The 18,348-nt window shown below is 41.3% G+C and carries 16 protein-coding genes; 7 read left to right on the top strand and 9 right to left on the bottom strand.

The genetic code is table 11. The features are described 5' to 3' along the window. The first annotated feature begins 3 nt into the window (after positions 1–3). Entirely contained in the window at positions 4–954 is a 951-nt protein-coding gene (locus CDG60_RS12675) for a M20/M25/M40 family metallo-hydrolase (RefSeq protein ID WP_087511976.1), read from the top strand. A 203-nt stretch (positions 955–1,157) separates the two neighbouring features. Here the strand turns inward: CDG60_RS12675 and CDG60_RS12670 are convergent, their stop codons facing one another. From CDG60_RS12670 to CDG60_RS12660, 3 genes are all read right to left on the bottom strand, one after another. Beyond that, entirely contained in the window at positions 1,158–1,535 is a 378-nt protein-coding gene (locus CDG60_RS12670; RefSeq protein ID WP_087511826.1) for a VOC family protein, read from the bottom strand. A gap of 172 nt (positions 1,536–1,707) precedes the next feature. Further along, on the bottom strand, positions 1,708–4,137 hold the full coding sequence (gene lon / locus CDG60_RS12665; RefSeq protein WP_087511825.1) for an endopeptidase La: 2,430 nt from the start codon (positions 4,135–4,137) through the stop codon (positions 1,708–1,710). 148 nt (positions 4,138–4,285) lie between these two features. Further along, on the bottom strand, positions 4,286–4,885 hold the full coding sequence (locus CDG60_RS12660) for a 5-formyltetrahydrofolate cyclo-ligase (RefSeq protein ID WP_087511824.1): 600 nt from the start codon (positions 4,883–4,885) through the stop codon (positions 4,286–4,288). Between the two features lie 437 nt (positions 4,886–5,322). On the opposite strand from CDG60_RS12660, the gene CDG60_RS12655 reads away from it, so the two are divergent. Beyond that, positions 5,323–6,540 (top strand): putative solute-binding protein, encoded by a 1,218-nt coding sequence (locus CDG60_RS12655; protein WP_087511975.1) that lies wholly within the window; start codon positions 5,323–5,325, stop codon positions 6,538–6,540. A gap of 103 nt (positions 6,541–6,643) precedes the next feature. Here the strand turns inward: CDG60_RS12655 and CDG60_RS12650 are convergent, their stop codons facing one another. Genes CDG60_RS12650 through tssH form a run of 6 tightly spaced genes read right to left on the bottom strand, consistent with a single transcriptional unit; the run spans position 6,644 to position 14,171 of the window. Then, positions 6,644–7,603 (bottom strand): M15 family metallopeptidase, encoded by a 960-nt coding sequence (locus CDG60_RS12650; RefSeq protein ID WP_087511823.1) that lies wholly within the window; start codon positions 7,601–7,603, stop codon positions 6,644–6,646. Continuing rightward, positions 7,600–8,151, bottom strand: coding sequence for a hypothetical protein (locus tag CDG60_RS12645; protein WP_087511822.1), 552 nt, complete (start codon positions 8,149–8,151; stop codon positions 7,600–7,602). The genes CDG60_RS12650 and CDG60_RS12645 overlap by 4 nt, the downstream gene beginning before the upstream one ends. Positions 8,152–8,163: 12 nt before the next feature. Continuing rightward, positions 8,164–8,967, bottom strand: a complete 804-nt coding sequence (icmH, locus tag CDG60_RS12640) for a type IVB secretion system protein IcmH/DotU (protein WP_087511974.1) — start codon at positions 8,965–8,967, stop codon at positions 8,164–8,166. Positions 8,968–8,986: 19 nt separating this feature from the next. Beyond that, positions 8,987–10,354, bottom strand: a complete 1,368-nt coding sequence (gene tssK, locus CDG60_RS12635; protein ID WP_087511821.1) for a type VI secretion system baseplate subunit TssK — start codon at positions 10,352–10,354, stop codon at positions 8,987–8,989. Between the two features lie 17 nt (positions 10,355–10,371). Next, positions 10,372–11,475, bottom strand: coding sequence for a type VI secretion system protein TssA (gene tssA / locus CDG60_RS12630; protein ID WP_319922609.1), 1,104 nt, complete (start codon positions 11,473–11,475; stop codon positions 10,372–10,374). A gap of 20 nt (positions 11,476–11,495) precedes the next feature. Continuing rightward, positions 11,496–14,171: a type VI secretion system ATPase TssH gene (gene tssH, locus CDG60_RS12625; RefSeq protein WP_087511820.1), complete on the bottom strand. Its 2,676-nt coding sequence runs from the start codon at positions 14,169–14,171 to the stop codon at positions 11,496–11,498. A gap of 379 nt (positions 14,172–14,550) precedes the next feature. Between tssH and CDG60_RS12620 the strand changes: the two genes are divergently transcribed. The 5 genes from CDG60_RS12620 to tssE all read left to right on the top strand — a co-directional run bounded on the left by CDG60_RS12620 (position 14,551) and on the right by tssE (position 18,348). Further along, a complete protein-coding gene (locus tag CDG60_RS12620) occupies positions 14,551–15,237 on the top strand; it encodes a hypothetical protein (RefSeq protein ID WP_087511819.1) in 687 nt (228 codons plus the stop codon). 16 nt (positions 15,238–15,253) lie between these two features. Continuing rightward, positions 15,254–15,763, top strand: coding sequence for a type VI secretion system contractile sheath small subunit (gene tssB / locus CDG60_RS12615; protein ID WP_087511818.1), 510 nt, complete (start codon positions 15,254–15,256; stop codon positions 15,761–15,763). After that, positions 15,756–17,237 (top strand): type VI secretion system contractile sheath large subunit, encoded by a 1,482-nt coding sequence (gene tssC / locus CDG60_RS12610; RefSeq protein ID WP_087511817.1) that lies wholly within the window; start codon positions 15,756–15,758, stop codon positions 17,235–17,237. Before tssB ends, tssC begins: the two co-directional genes overlap by 8 nt. 58 nt (positions 17,238–17,295) lie before the next feature. Beyond that, positions 17,296–17,799, top strand: a complete 504-nt coding sequence (tssD, locus tag CDG60_RS12605) for an Hcp family type VI secretion system effector (RefSeq protein ID WP_087511816.1) — start codon at positions 17,296–17,298, stop codon at positions 17,797–17,799. Positions 17,800–17,874: 75 nt separating this feature from the next. Beyond that, the gene (tssE, locus tag CDG60_RS12600) at positions 17,875–18,348 is read left to right on the top strand and encodes a type VI secretion system baseplate subunit TssE (protein ID WP_087511972.1); all 474 of its coding nucleotides are present in this window, start codon (positions 17,875–17,877) and stop codon (positions 18,346–18,348) included.

The following is an 18,348-nucleotide window of genomic DNA, read 5'->3' as shown; positions in this document are numbered from 1 at the left end:
AATATGAAGACTTCCATTTATACGCTCAGTCTGATGAAAACAGTTCTGTTTATTGTTTTATTGAAGTCAGTCAGCCTCAGAGCTGAATCTGTATCGTTTGAACAGGCAGAACCACAGAATCTGAAAGTATATGTCGAGCAGATCATTGGGACGGGGACAACTTATAGAAATTATAAAAATACAGAGGAACTGAACCGTGTTTCCAGCTGGATTAAAGAGCAGATGCAACGGTTTGGTATTCCATGTCAGTTTCAGACCTATGCCGTGGAAGGGAAGGATTATCGAAATATCATCTGTTCATTAAATACAGGAGCTGCTGAAAAATATCTGATCGGTGCACATTATGATGTACATGGTCAGCAGCAGGGAGCTGATGATAATGCATCAGGTGTTGCAGGGATCGTTGAGACAGCGCGTATCCTGGCTCAGGAAAAAAACAGACTGAAAAAGAATATTGAGTTTGTGTTTTATACACTTGAGGAACCGCCTTTTTTCAAAACTGAGCAGATGGGAAGTTATCGGCATGCCCAATCCATAAAAGCTCAGAAAAAGCAGATTAAGGGCGTATATATACTGGAAATGATCGGTTTTTATGATTCAGCGCTGACTCAGACTTATCCTTTGGGACTGAAGTGGGTCTATCCTGCACATGCCAACTTTATAGCGGTTGTCAGTAATCTTCAGTCAAGAACAATGGGTGAGGACTACTGTGCAGCAATGTCTGAACTGGATCAGCTTCAGTGTGAGCGATTGGTCGCACCTACATTTATCAAAGGTGTGGATTTTTCAGATCATCTGAACTACTGGTCCGTTGAAATTCCAGCCGTTATGCTGACAGATACTGCCTTTTTCAGAAATAAAAACTATCATACAGCGCAGGATACGATGAAGACCTTAAACTTTGAAAAAATGAGTCATGTTGTGGATGGTCTGGTTTATACCCTGCTGAAATAGACTCAGTTGCAGTGCGTACTCAATCACGGAGAAAAACATAAAAAAAAGCAGTACTACAATAAAAGTAATACTGCATAAACCAGGTTTATTCTGGAGTTTAAACCTGGTACAGCGGCATGATTAAGACTCATTATCATGCACCTGTTCTATATAACATAGGGGCGATTATATAAAGTTCAAGTCCTGGTTATGATCTGTCGGGGTTATTGCATTGAATGCAGTCCAAACAGATTACCTTCAGTATCAATCGCTAAAACAATATGACCATGTTCTCCAATGGACATTTTGGGCTGGTGAATCTTTCCACCCGCCGCCTCAATTTTCTGTTCTTCAACAGCACAATCTTTGCTTTCAAAATAAATAATGGTGCTGTTGCCACCGGCTTCGATACCGTGCATTTTCACCAGTGAGCCTGATGCGCCATATCTGTTCATATCTGATGGAAATGCCCACATTTCCATCTGGTTGTCGGTGGGGTCACTGAGTAAACTGAATTCTGTACTTAAAACAGTCTGATAAAACTGTTTTGCTCGCTGCATATCATTGACATAAATTTCGAACCAGCAGACTGGATTTGACATAAGTAATTCCCGTTATTGAGTTATTGAAAGGTTAATTATTGTGTCTATATTTTATACAGTTCAGCTTAGGTGAAACTTAAATCAGGAACAGCAGATTTTTGTAAATTCATTGTGAAAAACGTTTTATCGGACAATAAAAAAGAGCACCGAAGTGCTCTTTTTGTATGATGAATTAATGACGTGCCGCTTTTTTACCATCATCTACAGCTTTGACAATCGGTGTTTTTGGCAGAGGTGTTGGTTGCTCAACCAAAGCCAGTGGAAGAATTTCATCAATACTTTTCACTGCTTTAATTTCCAGACCGTCTTTGACATTCTGAGGAATTTCAGTCAGGTCACGCACGTTTTCCTGTGGAATAAACACCAGTTTCACGCCACCACGATGTGCTGCTAAAAGTTTCTCTTTCAAGCCACCAATACGCATTGCTCGACCACCCAGGCTGGTTTCACCTGTCATGGCAATATCAGGACGAATTGCAATTTTAGTGAAAGCAGAAACAAGGGCTAAAGTCAGTGCTAAACCAGCAGATGGACCATCTTTTGGTGTTGCACCTTCAGGTAAGTGAACGTGTACATCTGTTTCTTCAAAGCGTGAAGCTTCGATGCCCAGTTCATCAGCACGAGTACGAACAACCGTCATAGCCGCGGTAATCGACTCTTTCATCACGTCACCAAGTGAACCGGTCGTAATGAATTTACCTTTACCTGGAACAGCAGCAACCTCAATGGTCAATAACTCACCACCAACAGACGTCCAGGCTAAGCCATTTACACGACCCACCTGAGCTTCTTCTTCTGCCATACCATAATCAAACTTATGAACACCTAAATAATCAGGTAAGTTCTCAGCAGTCACATCAACATGCAGATTTTTCGCTTTCTTACTGACAGACTCTTTCACGACTTTACGTGCAATTTTAGACACTTCACGCTCAAGGCTACGTACACCTGCTTCACGGGTATAACGACGGACGATGTCACGAATGGCTTCTTCATGAACGGTCAGTTCTTTAGCACGTAAACCATTGTTCTTGATTGCTTTCGGAACAAGGTAACGGTCTGCAATATTGACTTTTTCATCTTCGGTATAACCAGGCAGACGAATCACTTCCATACGGTCAAGCAATGCTTCAGGAATGTTCATGCTGTTTGCAGTACAGATAAACATCACTTCAGACAGGTCAAGATCAAGATCTAAATAATGATCATTGAATTTGTTGTTCTGTGATGGATCAAGTACTTCAAGCAGAGCAGAAGCTGGATCACCACGGTAGTCCTGTGCCATTTTGTCAATTTCATCGAGTAAGAACAGTGGGTTCTTCACACCGACTTTTGTCAGAGACTGCACGATTTTACCTGGCATCGCACCGATATAGGTACGACGGTGACCACGGATTTCCGCTTCATCACGGACACCACCGAGTGCCATACGGACAAATTCACGACCTGTTGCTTTGGCAATGGATTCACCGAGTGAAGTTTTACCTACACCAGGAGGACCAACCAGACACAGAATCGGACCACGAAGTTTTTTCACGCGTGACTGAACAGCAAGGTATTCAACAATACGTTCTTTCACTTCGTCCAAACCATAATGATCTGCATCCAGAATATCCTGAGCTTTCGGCAGATTAATGCTGACTTTGCTCGCTTTATTCCACGGCGTATCTAAAATCGCTTCGATATAGTTGCGCACCACAGCAGCTTCACTGGAAGCAGGTTGCATTGCTTTAAGTTTACGGAATTCGTTTTCTGCTTTTTTGCGGACATGCTCAGGCAGGTCAGCTTCAGCCAGACGTTTTTCAATTTCCGCAACATCATCTTCCGCACCGCCATTCATGTCGGAAAGTTCACGCTGAATCACTTTCATCTTTTCATTGAGGAAGTATTCACGCTGATTCTTTTCCATTTGACGTTTGACAGAATCATGCAAAGTCTGCTCAATCTGCTGTTCTTCAGACTGTTGTAACAGATAGGTCATGAGTTCCTGTAAATGAGCTTCAAACTCATCGTGTTCCAGAAACTTCTGTTTAACATCAATATTCAACGGCGCACGGGTCGCAACAAAGAACATCAGCTGAAGCAGATCATCAATTTTACCTGCAGCAGTGATCAGTTCACGTGCATTGCGCAGTTTTGCTTCGGCATACTGTGAAAACAGTGTGCGCAGTTCTTCCACACGTGCAGACTGAGTGTTGTCGTCTACCGATACAGTCATCGGGCTTAACGCATGTTCAGCTGATAAATATTCATCGTTATCAATGATTTTTACCAGTTTGGAACGGTGTAAGCCTTCAATTAATACTTTTATACAGTTTTCATCATTTTCGTGATTCACAACCTGCACAATCTTCGCGACAGTACCGTATTGATATAAGTTGTCGTGATCAATTTCTTCTGTAAGCGAATCTTTCTGTGCAACTACAAATACTAAATTGTCACTGTTACGAGCCACGTCAACTGCATTGATCGATTTTTCACGACCGACAAATAACGCAATCTGCATATGTGGATAAACCACAACATCACGTAGCGCTAAAAGTGGTAATACACTTGGAACCACTGGCTCTAAGCTTTCTTCATTCATAATAATTTCAGACATGGGCACTCCAAATGAGTAACAACAGTGTTGCCATGTTTTTATAGTGATGTGTATTTTAAAAAATACAAGGGCAGTAATGAATAAAAGTGTGGAATTTGATTGAAAATATGAATTTTATCAGCGGGATTGCTCTGAACGCTTTTATTTGTCAGGGTTTGAAGCGTTGAAAGTGGGATGGTGTCAGTAAAGCATTCAGAGGTTGATCCCAGGGCTGACGGGGAATAATCTGCTTAATCTGCTGAAAATCATGTGCAAGTCCTAAGCGGAAAGGACGTTGTGGGGCTGAAGCCAGGGTTCTGTCATAAAAACCACCGCCCATACCGACCCGAGCTCCCTGCATGTCACAGACCAGTAAAGGCATAATCAGACAATCCAGGGTGCTGACATGCTTTCCACGAGTGGCTGCGGGTTCAAGCATGCCCAAAGGGTGTGAGTTAAATCTTTTATTTCGGTACTGTCCCGACGATATTCTGACCCAGACCAGCTGCTGGTTCATATTGCAGATCATGGGCAGATAAACCTGTTTATTCTGCTGAAAACAGGACTGAATAATCAGCTGGGTATATATTTCACCAAAAGCATCCAGATAAATACCCACTTTGTGAGCTGATCTGAATTCGGGAATGCTGTGTAATCTGGTCAGTACCTGCTGCTGTGCCTGGCGTTGCTGAAACACGGTAAGCGCTTTTCGCTGTTTACGCATCTGGCTGCGTAAAGATTTAAAATCAAAATCTGCATGATTCTGCATAGCGGTGCTTCTCGGTTTTAGTGGTGGGACAGCCTAAAAGGGAGTCATTAAAGACGGTTTATTCAAACCAATTTTACATGGATTCAGCCATAAACACAGAATCAGATCATGCATCATCTGGCAGATTGAGCATATTCTTTTCATCTGTCTGTTACAGAGCATTTGTCATTGGTCGGAATGAAGAATAAACAGACAGATGGTTAAATGAAAAAATAAAGTTTTTACTATAAAAAACATAAATAAAACAATGGTTAATGATGGTGTGACTGATGCGGAGAAGCTGACTGATCTTTTTTCTATAAGAGGCTGACATTTAGGACAATACAAGCAAAAGCCGTCCTGATTATGTTTAATCCTATAACAGGGAGCAAAAGCCAATGAAAATCGGGAATACAAAAACACAGGATGCACCGCAATCTTCAGCTCAAAGGGGTAAAATGGCTCAGATTGTTTGTGCCACAGCTCTGACACTGTCAGCAGCTTTATTCAGTGTAAATACGGTTGCTGCACCTCAGGCAGGAAAACTTGATCTGACACTGTCTGATTTTTCTAAAAATAAAATAAAAAAACTGCTCGATGATCCGAAAACCTGGCAGCAGATTCCGCAAAAAATCACCTTATGTGTGTATTCACCCAATGGTGAACATGGCGAAGCCTTTGAACAGGCAACAAGTTATATCAGTGAAATTCCACGGATTACCAAAATGGCAAAGGATTTTGGGGTCACAATGAATATGACCCGACCTACAAATTTAAGTATGGTCGTGAGCATTGAATATCCAAAACTGAAAAAGAAAGCCACGACCAATGTGGCACTGAAAGTGTATACCGACGAGCGTGTTCTGACTGAAGATTTCAGAAGTAAACGCTGTGATGGTGCAGGTATCAGTAACCTCAGAGCCAAACAGTTCAACCCTTTTGTGGGCAGTATTGATGCCATAGGCGCCGTACAGACTGAAAAACAGTTGCGGGCAGTTATGCAGTTGCTGGCAAAGCCTGAATTTGATTCGAAAATGGTCAACCGTGATTATGAAGTGGTCGGAATTGTGCCTGTAGGTGCGGCTTATATTATTGTAAATGATAAAAATATTAATACACTGGCTAAGGCGGCAGGGCGCAAGGTAGCTGTATTCCAGTTCGATGAAACCCAGAAAAAAATGGTTCAGAATATTGGAGCACAGCCTGTTTCAGTCGATCTGGCGACCGTGGGCGGTAAGTTCAACAACCGCGAAGTCGAAATTATGGCAGGACCTGCCTTACTGTTTAAACCTTTGGAGCTTTATAAAGGGATGACGGATAAAAATGGCAAAGTGGTCGGTGGAATTATCCGTTTTCCTGTCATACAGGTCACGGGTACACTGATCATGCACCGTAACCGTTTTCCTGCGGGGATGGGAACCATTGCACGGGAAGTTATCTCCAAACAGCTTGATCCAGCATTTAAATTTGTTGCAAAAATGGAAAATGAAATTCCTGAAAAATATTGGATGGATATACATGAAAGTGACAAACCAGGGTATCTGAAAATCATGCGTGAAGCACGGATACAGATGACCAAACAGGGTTATTACGATAAAGACATGATGAGAATCCTGAAAAAAGTACGCTGTTCTCAGCAACCAAGTAACTTTGAATGTGCTTTGAATGATGAATAAGAGTTTGAAACAAAGGTTGTTATAAAGCAGAGAGCTTTAAGCCATTCTTGGGATGGCTTTTTGTTGCCTAAAATGTCAATGCGGTGGATATTTGCTGTTGTCGTTAAGTCAGATCATTCATCAGTCCGGTTTCTGCTTCTGCAATCAGTTTCTCTGCCATTTCCTGAGTTTTTCTCAAACCAGGCATCCGGTATTCGGTATGACCATAGTCCTGAATGGAGGTCCATCGACCGCCCCAGGTCAGACCTACAGATTCTGCAACCTCACCATATAGACGGTATCCCTGCATTGCCCATGGATCCCGTTCGGAAATGATGACCTTACCTGAGCGTTTAAATGCTACGTCAGCAGCCAGACCAAACTGATGATAACTCTGGAATGCACGGGCACGGGTCGTATGGATATTTCCTGAAAGTTTGTTCTGTCGTTCAGGACTGCGGTAGCCTTCGAGCAGTACAAGATCATAACCATGACGTTCTTTCATGGTTTTAAACACCATTAACAGCCGCTGTTTATAGCGCGGATGCATCCGTTGCCATTTCCGGTCTATAGCTGTGCTGTCAAAATGATGATGCAGTTCACTGTTGTTCGGAACGATTAAAGAGGAATGCATGACAGGACTCTGCTGTCTGTATGACTGTTCAATCTGCATGGCTGCAATAATTTCAGCATCCATCAACCGTTCATCTTCTTCAGGCGGAGGTGTCAGGATTTCTCCGTTCAGTAGACTGTAAATCTGAGGGTCTGTTTTTTTCAGATAGTCAGCTTCTATCTTCAGCTGGCTTACAGGTTTGAACAGCGCAATCATAATGATACTGAACAGAAGACTGAAGCCTGTTATCAGAACCCACCATTGCTGCAGATGCCAGTGTGTCTGGGTTTTCTGCCTGGATGCTGCCTGATCCATCTGAATGGCAAATCCCAGTAAATGTTGAAGTAAATATCTGGTTTTAATATGGATCTGATGGGCAAAAAACTGGACTCTGCTGCGGATTTCAAATGACATCAACAGACTTAAGCTGACTGATAAAAGCAGAAAACTGGTGACAATCAGTATGATCATGAATCGGAGACCTGATTATCCGGCAGGATCAGTTGATGAAATGGTTCTTTTTCTATGTCTGATGGAAATTTCTTAGCAGGCGTCTCAGGTTCTTTTTTTTGTTCTGATGGGGACGGAGAAGTTTTTAGATTTCGAGATTTCTTATTTTCTGAATGTTCTCGGAGGACTGTTTCCTGTTCTGCCGTCTTTTTCTGTGGATGTACAACCTGCCTGGTTTTATCTACAGGAGGCATGCGTTCATGTTTAAAGAGTCCGTTTAACTGACTTTCACTCAATTGAGTAAAATTATCATCCTCGGATGGTATCGTTTCCGGATGTGAGACTGAAGGGATTTTCAGATTTTCCTGCTTATTTTCAGAAATGACTGCTTCCTGATAAGGTTTATCCTGAAGTGCTGCTTTTGTATGGGCTGAATTTAATCCGAAAATATAAAAAATCAGGCTGAGTAAAATGCCTGCACAGAATCCTTCCATGCGGTAACGAAAAGGAAGGATTTTCTTTTTTTTAGACGGCAGTACTTTAAATGATTGTTGTAAATCCTGAGTCATAATGCACCGTAATCAGGGTAAATAAATCGTAATATTTGCCTGCTCGGTAGGCATGCTGATGATCTGACTGTACTGGGACAGTGATGTTGCAGCCTGATTCTGAAGCATGAAATGTAAGCCGGTATATACCGCAATAATGAACAACAGTAAAAAAGCCAGAATCCAGTAAAAAGGCAGATCACGATGGATGACATTTTTGATTTGATCAGGCAAGGCTGAAAAAGGGGAAAAGGCTGCTTTTTTTCCTTTTAAAAAATCAATTTCATCACCGGTACGCGAAGCAAGATGATTTAAATTTTCAATGGATTCAATACGGTATTTACCATGAAACCCCAGCAGCAGACAGTAATGATAAATTTCCAATGCAGCCAGTCGCTGTTTACCTTGGACTCTGAGCGTTTCAAGAATCTCAAAAAAACGATAACCTGCAAGTTGTGAACCAAAAAGGCTGAGCTGAAGTGGCTCAATCAGCCAGGCATTCTGCAGGTGAAAAAAATCAGGATTCTGTTGAGTCACGATGGTTTCATCAAGCAGGGCACAATATGCGTATTTTGCATCCTGAATATCTTCAGCGGCGAACTGCAGTTTCTGTGCCTGTTGCTCAAAATGGGCAAGCATGTCTTCAACTTTTCTACGAAACGCTTCAATATCTGTTGGGATATACTGATTGCGGATTAAAAAAACGATATAAAAACCCTGATACAGCAGATCGATCAGGCTTGCCGAGGGAACGGGACTGAGGGTTGCAGGTGAAGCTGTCAGTCCTGAACCGATATGACCATCGTCAAATAAAGAGGGTGCAGTATGCCGGGAAATTGTCATGATGGTGTCTCGTTCAGTGCCCATTTGTTACAGCGATCAGTTCAATACTGATATCCTGAAATCCAGAGGGGATATAAATACAGATGGATTCAGATTCCAGCATACGCTGGTACAGTTCATGATGTGCTTCGAGTTCAAAGTAACTGACACCTGAGCGCACAGGAATAGCGGTGGGAACCTGAACCATATGATGCAGAGGAACAGCAGGCAACGCTGCGATAACCCGTTGCTCAACATCCGCTGAGTTACCGGCTTTAAAACGTAAAGGAACAATTCTGATTAATTCATGAGACTGCATGCTGCTGCTTGAGACGGCAAGATACAGACGGCTTTGTGCAGTAATACGGTCTGATTCCAGACTGCCTGACCAGTAGGAGGGTCGTGATTCGTGCAGGCTGATACTCAGATAGCGACTTGAAATAATCGTGTCGAGCAGACTTCTTAAAATATGATCCAGTTGCCCGAAACTCTCCTGAAGCCGAAGATGATTATATTCAGGTAACTGATCCACACTGTAAGCTGTAGAGAAGGTCAGTAATGAGCCTGTCAGCCTGAGCATCTCAAGATAGAGGCGTTCAGGGTGAATCTGAGCATGCCGATACAGATGATTTAAAATTGAAAAAGATGTATTTAAAGTATTGATCAGCCAGAAAGAAACAATATCACCAGAGCGGAATTCAATAATTTTTTGTTCATTTTCACGGTTATTGTTCTGAATATTTTTAATTTTAGCCTGAATGATATTGAGTGTTCGCTTCAGATTGCTGATCAGATAATGGCTGGCTTCAATATGTAAAACTGGAGGAATGAACTGAGGATCAAATTCAAAGGTTCCTGAATTGTGTCGAAGCAGTTTTCCGATGGGCATAAACAGCATTCCATTCATGTCCTCATCCTGAACGGCATGAATATCTTTAATCCTGAACTCAGCTCTACGTTGCAGCAGACTGATGTCAGCAGGTGAGGCATCGGTATAAAGATCATGTGTTTCTGACAGGTAGCTATGGTATCGGCCTGGCTGGATATTCTCATTGCAGTGCAGATTTTTTTTATTGGGTTGAACCATTGGCAGCGTCAGATAGATGAGCATTTCACCACGCAGGTTCAGGTTATCCAGCAGTAAAGGTTCGGGTAATAAATCTCTGGATGGTGCAGAATAAACTTCATTGTCCTGCCATAAAATTTCAATTTTATCGAGAGCCAGTACATTGGTATTTAACAGGGTTTCATCGAACTGGATGGACTTGACCCCATATGCGTAGGGAATCGTTGCGTTGATGGTATAACTCAGATGCTGTTCATGGTAGGCATCCTGGAGTTGAAAATGCTGAGGTCTGAGAAACAACCCTTCAGCCCATAAGATTTTTTCTGCTTTAAACATTGTGATTACCGGTTTTATTATTTGTCAGTATTCTGCTGAATACCTAAAAGTTCATGTATGGACTCAAGGGGCTGATCATTTTTAATGACCTGATTCAGCCATTCATGGAGGGGCATCTGACTCCATTTAATTGTGCGATTTAACATATAACTGACAGGACTATGTGGTTCATGATGCTGAAAATAATCAGAAATACGCTGTAAAATCCGAATGGCTTCTGTTCGGTTATGCAGATGATCTGCTGCATGATCTGGCTGAAACGATGCCGTCATACTGCTGGATCTGGAATTTGCCTCAGGATCAGTTGGTGGAGAAAAATCTGAGGATTGAACTGGACTGTTTGCTTCTTTGGGAAAAGGAATGTGCAGTAATTCATCCTGTTTATAGACTTTTCTTAAAGTTTTTTGCAGTTCACTCAACTGTGAGTCGATGCTAGAGAAGCTGGGTGCATCCACCCCCATAAAAAGATCGAGGACTGTTCTTAAATTTTTCCAGGTAACTGTGATCTGATCGAGCAGATGTAAATTCTGAATTCTGTATTCAGTTGGCGTCGCTGCCATGATTTTTTCAAACTGCACAAGCCGTTCAGTTTCATCAGAGGGGACAGAATCAATATTTTTGCGTGATGTGTTCTGAGCATAAAGGATATTTTCATATTCGAGCAAAGTATATATGGAAGGTGTCTGACTTAGTGGGATCAACTTAAGCAGAGGGATAATCTGTTGAATCATGCCCTGAATCAATCCCAGTCGCTGGTCGATATCCTCGTCTTCTATAATCGGATGTATTTCCTGCCAGTAGAGTTCAAGAGTTCTGCAACTGAGCATAAGCCCTTGAGCAAGTCCCTCAAATCCATATAGATGACTCAATGCTTCAGTCAGCCAGTTTAACAGCCTGATATCTTTAGTCCGTTCTTTGAATAACAGGATGGATTGATCGGCAACTAAAGACCAGTTTGCCTGTTTAGGTTCCTGAATCCATTCGCCCTGTTCCAGCAGTGGGTCATCCTGAGTTCGGGCTTTTTTGATTTCATGGAATTCATTTGAGAATGAAAGTTCATCCCCACATGGACTCGTTTCTGCAACAGGAAGTAACAGATTCTCAATATTTAATATCATCATAATTATACTTTTTCTGTTTTTCAGGCGGCTTTAGTCTGGTTCTTCCTGAGTGTTTTTTTCCTGTTGGGCATTTCAGGATCAATGCTGTAATGAATCTGATCATTTTTAACTTCAATGCGGATCAGCGATGGCAACTTCTGTTGACTGAGTGCGACAAGTAAATGTGTTGCGAGATCAGGGAGTACTGAAGCATTCAGAATGTGTTCTATGTTTCTTGCACCACTGTCAACTTCAGTACAACGGTAGAGCAGAAGTGCTGTTAAATCATTGTTGTATTTGACAGTTGTTCCATATTGTTCTGAAACTCGGGTTATTATTTTATTTAATTTTTGATGAATGATCTGAATCAGTAAATCATCATGTAAAGGATAGTATGGAACAACCCGCATACGACCTAAAAATGCCGGTTTGAACTGTTTGTATAAAGCAGGTTTAATTAATTCAATCAGAGATTCTGCATCCGGTCGTTCATTTACTGGCAGATTCAGACACACCTGACTGATCACTGAAGACCCTGTATTGGAGGTCAGTAAAATCAGTGTGTTTTTAAAATCAATCAATCGACCTTCTCCATCCTCCAGACAGCCCTTATCAAATACCTGGTAAAAAAGTTCATGTATATCGGAGTGTGCTTTTTCTATTTCATCCAGCAGAATTACACTGTAAGGATTACGTCGTACAGCTTCAGTCAGAATACCTCCCTGACCGTATCCAATATAGCCTGGAGGAGCTCCTTTTAATGATGCAACACTGTGAGCTTCCTGGTATTCAGACATATTGATGGTGATCAGGTGTGATTTTCCTCCATAGAGTTCATCTGCCAGTGCCAGCGCTGTTTCCGTTTTCCCTACACCACTTGGACCTGTCAGCAGAAACACACCTAAAGGTTTGGTTGGATCTTCGAGTCTCGCACGTGAAGTTTTGATGCCCTGAACGAGTTGATGCAGTGCAAAATCCTGTCCAAAAATACGGGTATTTAAGGTTTCTTCCAGGTGAATAATCTGCTGGATTTCATCCTGAAGCATGGAGCCTGTGGGTATACCGGTCCAGTCTGAAATAATTTCATGGACAACACGGACATCAACCTTTTCATAAACCAAAGGTTGTTCACCCTGTAAGGTGGTTAATTCCTGTCTGAGCACAGCCATTTTATTTTCTGTGACTAAGCTTGATTCATCAGGAACAGTACTCTGCTGAAGAAGTTGAATCTTTTGAATTAACTGAAGTTCAGCCTGCCATTTTTGCTCTGTTTCTGTAATTTCCTCAGACAAAGACTGTATTTGCTGGACAAGCGTATTTATTCGTTCCTGATGGAAGGAGGAGTGAGGCTGTTCATTTTTTAAAAGATGAAGCTCCAGTTCATTATTATGAATCTGGGCCTGCAACTGCTCCAGCTGTACTGGAGTGGCATGCTGAGACAGAGACACCCGGGCAGCAGCAGTATCAAGGACACTGATGGCTTTGTCTGGCAGCTGACGTCCTGTGATGTAACGGTGTGAAGCGTGAACAGCAGCGGTAATGGCAGCATCATCAATGCTGATTTTGAAATGCTGGCTCATGACAGGAATCATGGCTCTCAACATATCTATAGCTACAGTTTCAGAGGGTTCAGCAACGGGAATGACCTGAAAGCGTCTGCTTAAAGCAGCATCTTTTTCGAAATACTGTTTATATTCTGCCCATGTTGTTGCTGCAATTGTACGAAGTTCGCCTCGTGCCAGTGCCGGTTTGAGTAAATTGGCTGCATCATTCTGACCTGCCTGCCCACCGGCGCCAATTATGGTGTGTGCTTCATCAATAAAGAGAATAACAGGGTGAGTTAAACTCTGAATTTCCTTGATCAGCTGTTTCAGTCGACTTTCAAATTCACCTTTTACACTGGCACCTGCCTGCAGTAATCCAATATCCAGTACATGTAACTGTACATGAAGCAGTTCATCAGGAACTTTTTTGCTTGCAATTTTTAAAGCAAGACCTTCGACAACAGCGGTTTTACCAACACCTGGCTCTCCCGTGAGAATGGGGTTGTTCTGTCTGCGGCGCATCAGAATATCCAGCATGATCCGTATTTCATTTTCACGACCAATGACAGGATCAATCTGCCCATTCTTTGCTTTTTCTGTCAGATTGACTGTGTACTGGTTCAATGCCGGTGTTTTCAGCTCCTGTGGCGGTTTATTTTCAGGTGTTAAATCTGAAGAAGCAGATTGATTTATGGACTGAAATTCATCACTGCTTTTGCAGATATCATTAAATTTATGTTTAAGAGAATCTATTGGAAATAAATCAAAAATATGGGCGGCACGTATAGCCATCTGATAAAGATCAGTTGCTGTCAGTAGAGCCACAAGTAAATGACTGCTACGGATCACGGAGTCAGATTCTGCCGAAGCAAGTAACCATGCCTGTTTGAGTAAATGAATAATGCTGCTGGAAAAAATAGGTGTGCGCACATTGCCTTTAGGCAGCTCATTGACTGAATTCATCAGATCCTGCTGAAGTTGTGAGGCAGAAATTTTATATTTATTTAGAATAACTTTAAAATCTGTATTCTGGGGCTGAGTGATTAACTCTAATAGTAAATGTTCAATCTCTATTTCATAGTTTTGTAGGTTGATACATAAATTTGCTGCTTTTTCTAAAGCAAAACGTGAATCAATCGATAATTTTGAAATCAGTGTGGCTGTATTTATCATAATTATTACTCGTGTTAAAACAGTACAGAATTAACTGGAAAACTGTTTCTGTATTTTCAGTATTAATAAGGTTGTTTTATATATTTATTATAAATCAATATATTATTTTGTAATTTTGAAAAATCGACGCTATTATACATAAATAAAATTTATTTTAAATAGTCAGTATCAGAATTTTATTGAATAATAATTAGCTTAAAAAGTCAGAAAAAATGATTTTTAATGCAATTGAAAAATATCTTGACTTTAATATCTGTTTTTTAGTTAAATCTTGCAAAATTTAAAGAATACAAAAAAAATATGACTCTTTTTTTGTGAACTGAATATTAAATGTAAATAAAAAAGTAAAAAATAATTAATTTTTATACAGGGGGTTCATTTGAAAAATCACGTTTTATTAGTATTTCTAATTAGTTGTTTTTTTTGTTTTACAAATACACATGCCGATGATGAGGCTGTCATTCCGGTCAGACTTAAATCAGGCTGTATCAAAGATAATCCTCTGGTAAAAGGGGAGACGGATCAGGAATTACTTAAACTTTATCAACAGGTCTGCGATAAAAAAAATAAAGAGAATAAGGATGCATATTTTGTCAAAGTTGCTGAGCGTTTTCAGCAACTGGGGCAGGCTTATAAAGCCTTGAATGTGATTGGAGAACTCCAGGCTAAAAATATCCAGAGTCATACTTTGACGGATGTAAAGTTTCTGGCGGCAACTTCACTTGCTACCGAAGCACTGAAGCAGATACAGGATGGTGAATCACGCTATCTGACAACTGAATATACCTATCCTGCTGCACTGGGACTGGCTGATGCCATCCGATCAGCTAAAACCATTCATGATACTGCTGTTGTAAAAATACAGCCTTTGGTTGCTGTAAAGAAAAATACAGTTCCAAAATCAACAAAGCCGCAAGTGGCAGCTAAGGTTCCATCAGTACGCAGTACAAAAATATCCAGACCTAAACCAAATAACTCAGAAACTTTGGTCCGTAGTGAAAATAAGACAGTGTCGCCTGTGATTGTGAAATCGGGCAGCAACCCTTTCAGTGGTCTCAATAATTAAAAACTCAGGAAATAAAATGGCTAAGCGAGAAAGTGTGCAGAAAAAACTGCAACGCATAAGACCTCCACGTGTGCAGTTAACTTACGATGTTGAAGTCGGAGATGGTAAAGAGATTAAAGAATTACCATTTGTTGTTGGTGTTTTAGGGGATTTTTCAGCTGCATCTGAAGTGGAAAAAGCAAAACTGAAAGATAAGAAGTTTATTAATGTGGATCTGGAAAATATTGATGAAGTCATGGAGTCTTTGGCTCCAAGAGCATCCTTTCAGGTCGAAAATACACTGACTGCAACCACAGGAAGCATGACGGTTGATTTAACTTTTACTGCGATGGATGACTTTCGCCCTGAAAGTATTGTTCAGCAGGTTGAACCTTTACGGAAACTTGTAGAGGCGCGTGAACGTTTAACAGATCTGAGAAATAAAATATCCAATAATGAACGTCTTGAAGACTTACTGGGTGAGGTTCTGCTGAATACTCAACAGGTCCATCAGCTGAATCAGGAAGCTGAGGTGGAAAATGAATAATTTGCAGACCATGGATACAGATACAACGGTAGTTGAACCGCTTGGTTTACTTGATAGTATTGTGCAACAGAGTCGGATTGCAAGAAATGAAGATGAGCATGATCGTGCAAAAAGTCTGATTGAGGAACTGGTCAAAGAAGTCATGGCAGGAACAATTACGGTTTCTGACAATATGACATTATCCATGGATCGAAGGATTGCTGAAATAGATGAACTGATTTCCACTCAGCTCAGTAAAATCATGCACCATCAGGAATTTCAGAAAGTTGAATCCACTTGGAGAGGTTTATATTACTTTTGTCAGGAATCTCCATCAAATCCATTGATTAAAATACGGATTCTGAACGCAACAAAAAAAGAACTGATTAAAGATTTTCAGAGTGCAACCGACTTTGATCAGAGTACGCTGTTCAAGAAAATTTATGAAGAAGAATACGGTTCATTTGGTGGTGCACCTTATGCCACATTGATTGGTGATTTTGAATTTGATCGCACGCCATCCGATATTTATCTGCTGGAGCAGATTTCCCATGTTGCAGCTGCTGCGCATGCACCGTTTATTTCTGCTGCAAGTGCCAGTATGTTCGGGCTGGAATCTTTTACGGATATTGATCGGCCAAGAGATGTTTCTAAAATTTTTGAAACAGCTGAATTTGTGCAGTGGCGTTCATTCAGGGAAAGTGATGATTCACGTTATGTTGCTCTGACGATGCCGCGTGTACTGGGGCGTTTACCTTATCATCCCCGTGAAGGGACGCCGACTGAAGGTTTTAATTTCACAGAGGAAGTCTCGGGCCAGAACCATGAAGAATATCTGTGGATGAATGCTACTTATGCATTTGGAACAAGGCTGACAAATTCTTTTGATATGCATGGATGGTGTGCGGCGATCCGGGGAGTTGAAGGTGGTGGACTGGTCGAGGGTTTGCCTGTGCATACCTTTAAAACCAGTGATGGAGAAGTGGTATTTAAATGCCCTACGGAAATAGCAATTACGGACCGCCGTGAGAAAGAGTTGAGTGATCTGGGTTTTATCCCGTTGGTTCACTGTAAAAATACGGACTATGCAGCATTTTTTGGAGCACAGTCTGCTCAGAAACCTAAAAAATATGATAACGATACGGCAAATGCGAACTCAGCATTGTCCAGCCAGATTCAGTACATTATGGCGGTATCCCGAATTGCACATTATTTGAAAGCGATGATGCGGGATAAAGTTGGAAGCTTTGCCTCAGCGGGTAATGTCGAAGCTTTTTTAAATGAATGGTTATCTCAGTATGTATTGCTTGATGATGGTGCTTCTCAGGAAGCCAAAGCCCAGTATCCATTACGTGAAGCCTCTGTAAAGGTGGTCGAAAATCCTGCACAGCCTGGACATTACAAATCTGTGGTCTTTTTACGGCCACATTTTCAGCTCGATGAACTGTCTGTTTCACTTAGACTGGTGACTGAGCTTCCACAATCCTCAAATTAACACACCGTTAATCTGATGGTTTTTTTAATAATAACTTTAAATAATCAGGATAATTCAAATGAAAGATATATATGTTCAGTTCAGGGGTAAATATAAGGTTGATGGTGAGTCAAGAGACTCTGAACATAAAGACTGGCTTGAAGTAAATTCATGGGCGCATAACATCCGTCAGCCTAAGTCAGCAACTTCATCAAGTGTGGGAGGTCATACTGCTGAACGTGTTGAGCATGCGGATATGCTGTTTGTTAAAGACCTGGATGCCACCAGTCCAAAACTATGGGAAGCCTGTTCTGCAGGTTATACCTTTGATGAAGTACAGATTGATTTTTATCGTGCCAATGGAGATAAACGGATTAAATATCTACAGATCAAACTGAAGCATGTACTGGTTTCAAGTGTTACACCTGCAGTCAGTGATGAGGGGATTCCAGCTGAATCCTTTGGTTTGAAATATGCAGCAGTTGAATGGACGTATAACCAGCAGGATATTAATGGTACATCCAAGGGTGCAGTAACCAAAAAATGGTCACTTTCCAATAATACGGCTTCTTACGCAGCTTAAAACAGGCATGACTCTGGATAAAGGATGAGGTCAGATTATCCTTTATCCATTTTAAACATCATTGAAAATAAAAATATGAATCCAGATTTATTACATCCCCATGGTTTTAGAGTCACTTTGCTTGACCGTCTGATGCCTAATGATGACCAGCAGACCAGTTTGTCAGTTCAGGAGCTAAGAGAATCGGTTGCGACAGACCTTGAGGACTTACTCAACAGTCGGATGGCAAAACTGAAAGCTGAAATGTCAGATTTTCCTTTAACTAGACAATCTGTTTTACAGTTCGGCATTATTGATTTTGTTGGTTTATCTACGGCTAATCCACTTGACCGTGACCGGATCTGTCAGTCTATAGCTGCCTCTGTTGCAGCACATGAACCTCGTCTGAATCAGGTCAGGGTTGAGATGTTGCAGGATGAACAGAATATGGGGGCATTGAATCTCAGTATTCAGGCTATTCTGAATATTTATCCTGTATTTGAGCCGGTTGTTTTTGATGCCATGCTTAAGCCATCAACCCAGCAGTATGTAATACGGGTGAGTTCATGA

The sequence above is a fragment of the Acinetobacter chinensis genome, assembly GCF_002165375.2.
Classification (GTDB): domain Bacteria; phylum Pseudomonadota; class Gammaproteobacteria; order Pseudomonadales; family Moraxellaceae; genus Acinetobacter; species Acinetobacter chinensis.
Note: the sequence above shows the minus strand (reverse complement) of the source record. Positions and strands in the feature narration are given on the sequence as shown.

Excerpts from the sequence above, each read along its gene's own strand:
- CDG60_RS12675 (WP_087511976.1), top strand. The coding sequence starts at position 4 with ATGAAGACTTCCATTTATACGCTCAGTCTGATGAAAACAGTTCTGTTT.
- CDG60_RS12670 (WP_087511826.1), bottom strand. The coding sequence starts at position 1,535 with ATGTCAAATCCAGTCTGCTGGTTCGAAATTTATGTCAATGATATGCAG.
- lon (WP_087511825.1), bottom strand. The coding sequence starts at position 4,137 with ATGTCTGAAATTATTATGAATGAAGAAAGCTTAGAGCCAGTGGTTCCA.
- CDG60_RS12660 (WP_087511824.1), bottom strand. The coding sequence starts at position 4,885 with ATGCAGAATCATGCAGATTTTGATTTTAAATCTTTACGCAGCCAGATG.
- CDG60_RS12655 (WP_087511975.1), top strand. The coding sequence starts at position 5,323 with ATGGCTCAGATTGTTTGTGCCACAGCTCTGACACTGTCAGCAGCTTTA.
- CDG60_RS12650 (WP_087511823.1), bottom strand. The coding sequence starts at position 7,603 with ATGATCATACTGATTGTCACCAGTTTTCTGCTTTTATCAGTCAGCTTA.
- CDG60_RS12645 (WP_087511822.1), bottom strand. The coding sequence starts at position 8,151 with ATGACTCAGGATTTACAACAATCATTTAAAGTACTGCCGTCTAAAAAA.
- tssK (WP_087511821.1), bottom strand. The coding sequence starts at position 10,354 with ATGTTTAAAGCAGAAAAAATCTTATGGGCTGAAGGGTTGTTTCTCAGA.
- tssA (WP_319922609.1), bottom strand. The coding sequence starts at position 11,475 with ATGATGATATTAAATATTGAGAATCTGTTACTTCCTGTTGCAGAAACG.
- tssH (WP_087511820.1), bottom strand. The coding sequence starts at position 14,171 with ATGATAAATACAGCCACACTGATTTCAAAATTATCGATTGATTCACGT.
- tssB (WP_087511818.1), top strand. The coding sequence starts at position 15,254 with ATGGCTAAGCGAGAAAGTGTGCAGAAAAAACTGCAACGCATAAGACCT.
- tssC (WP_087511817.1), top strand. The coding sequence starts at position 15,756 with ATGAATAATTTGCAGACCATGGATACAGATACAACGGTAGTTGAACCG.
- tssD (WP_087511816.1), top strand. The coding sequence starts at position 17,296 with ATGAAAGATATATATGTTCAGTTCAGGGGTAAATATAAGGTTGATGGT.
- tssE (WP_087511972.1), top strand. The coding sequence starts at position 17,875 with ATGAATCCAGATTTATTACATCCCCATGGTTTTAGAGTCACTTTGCTT.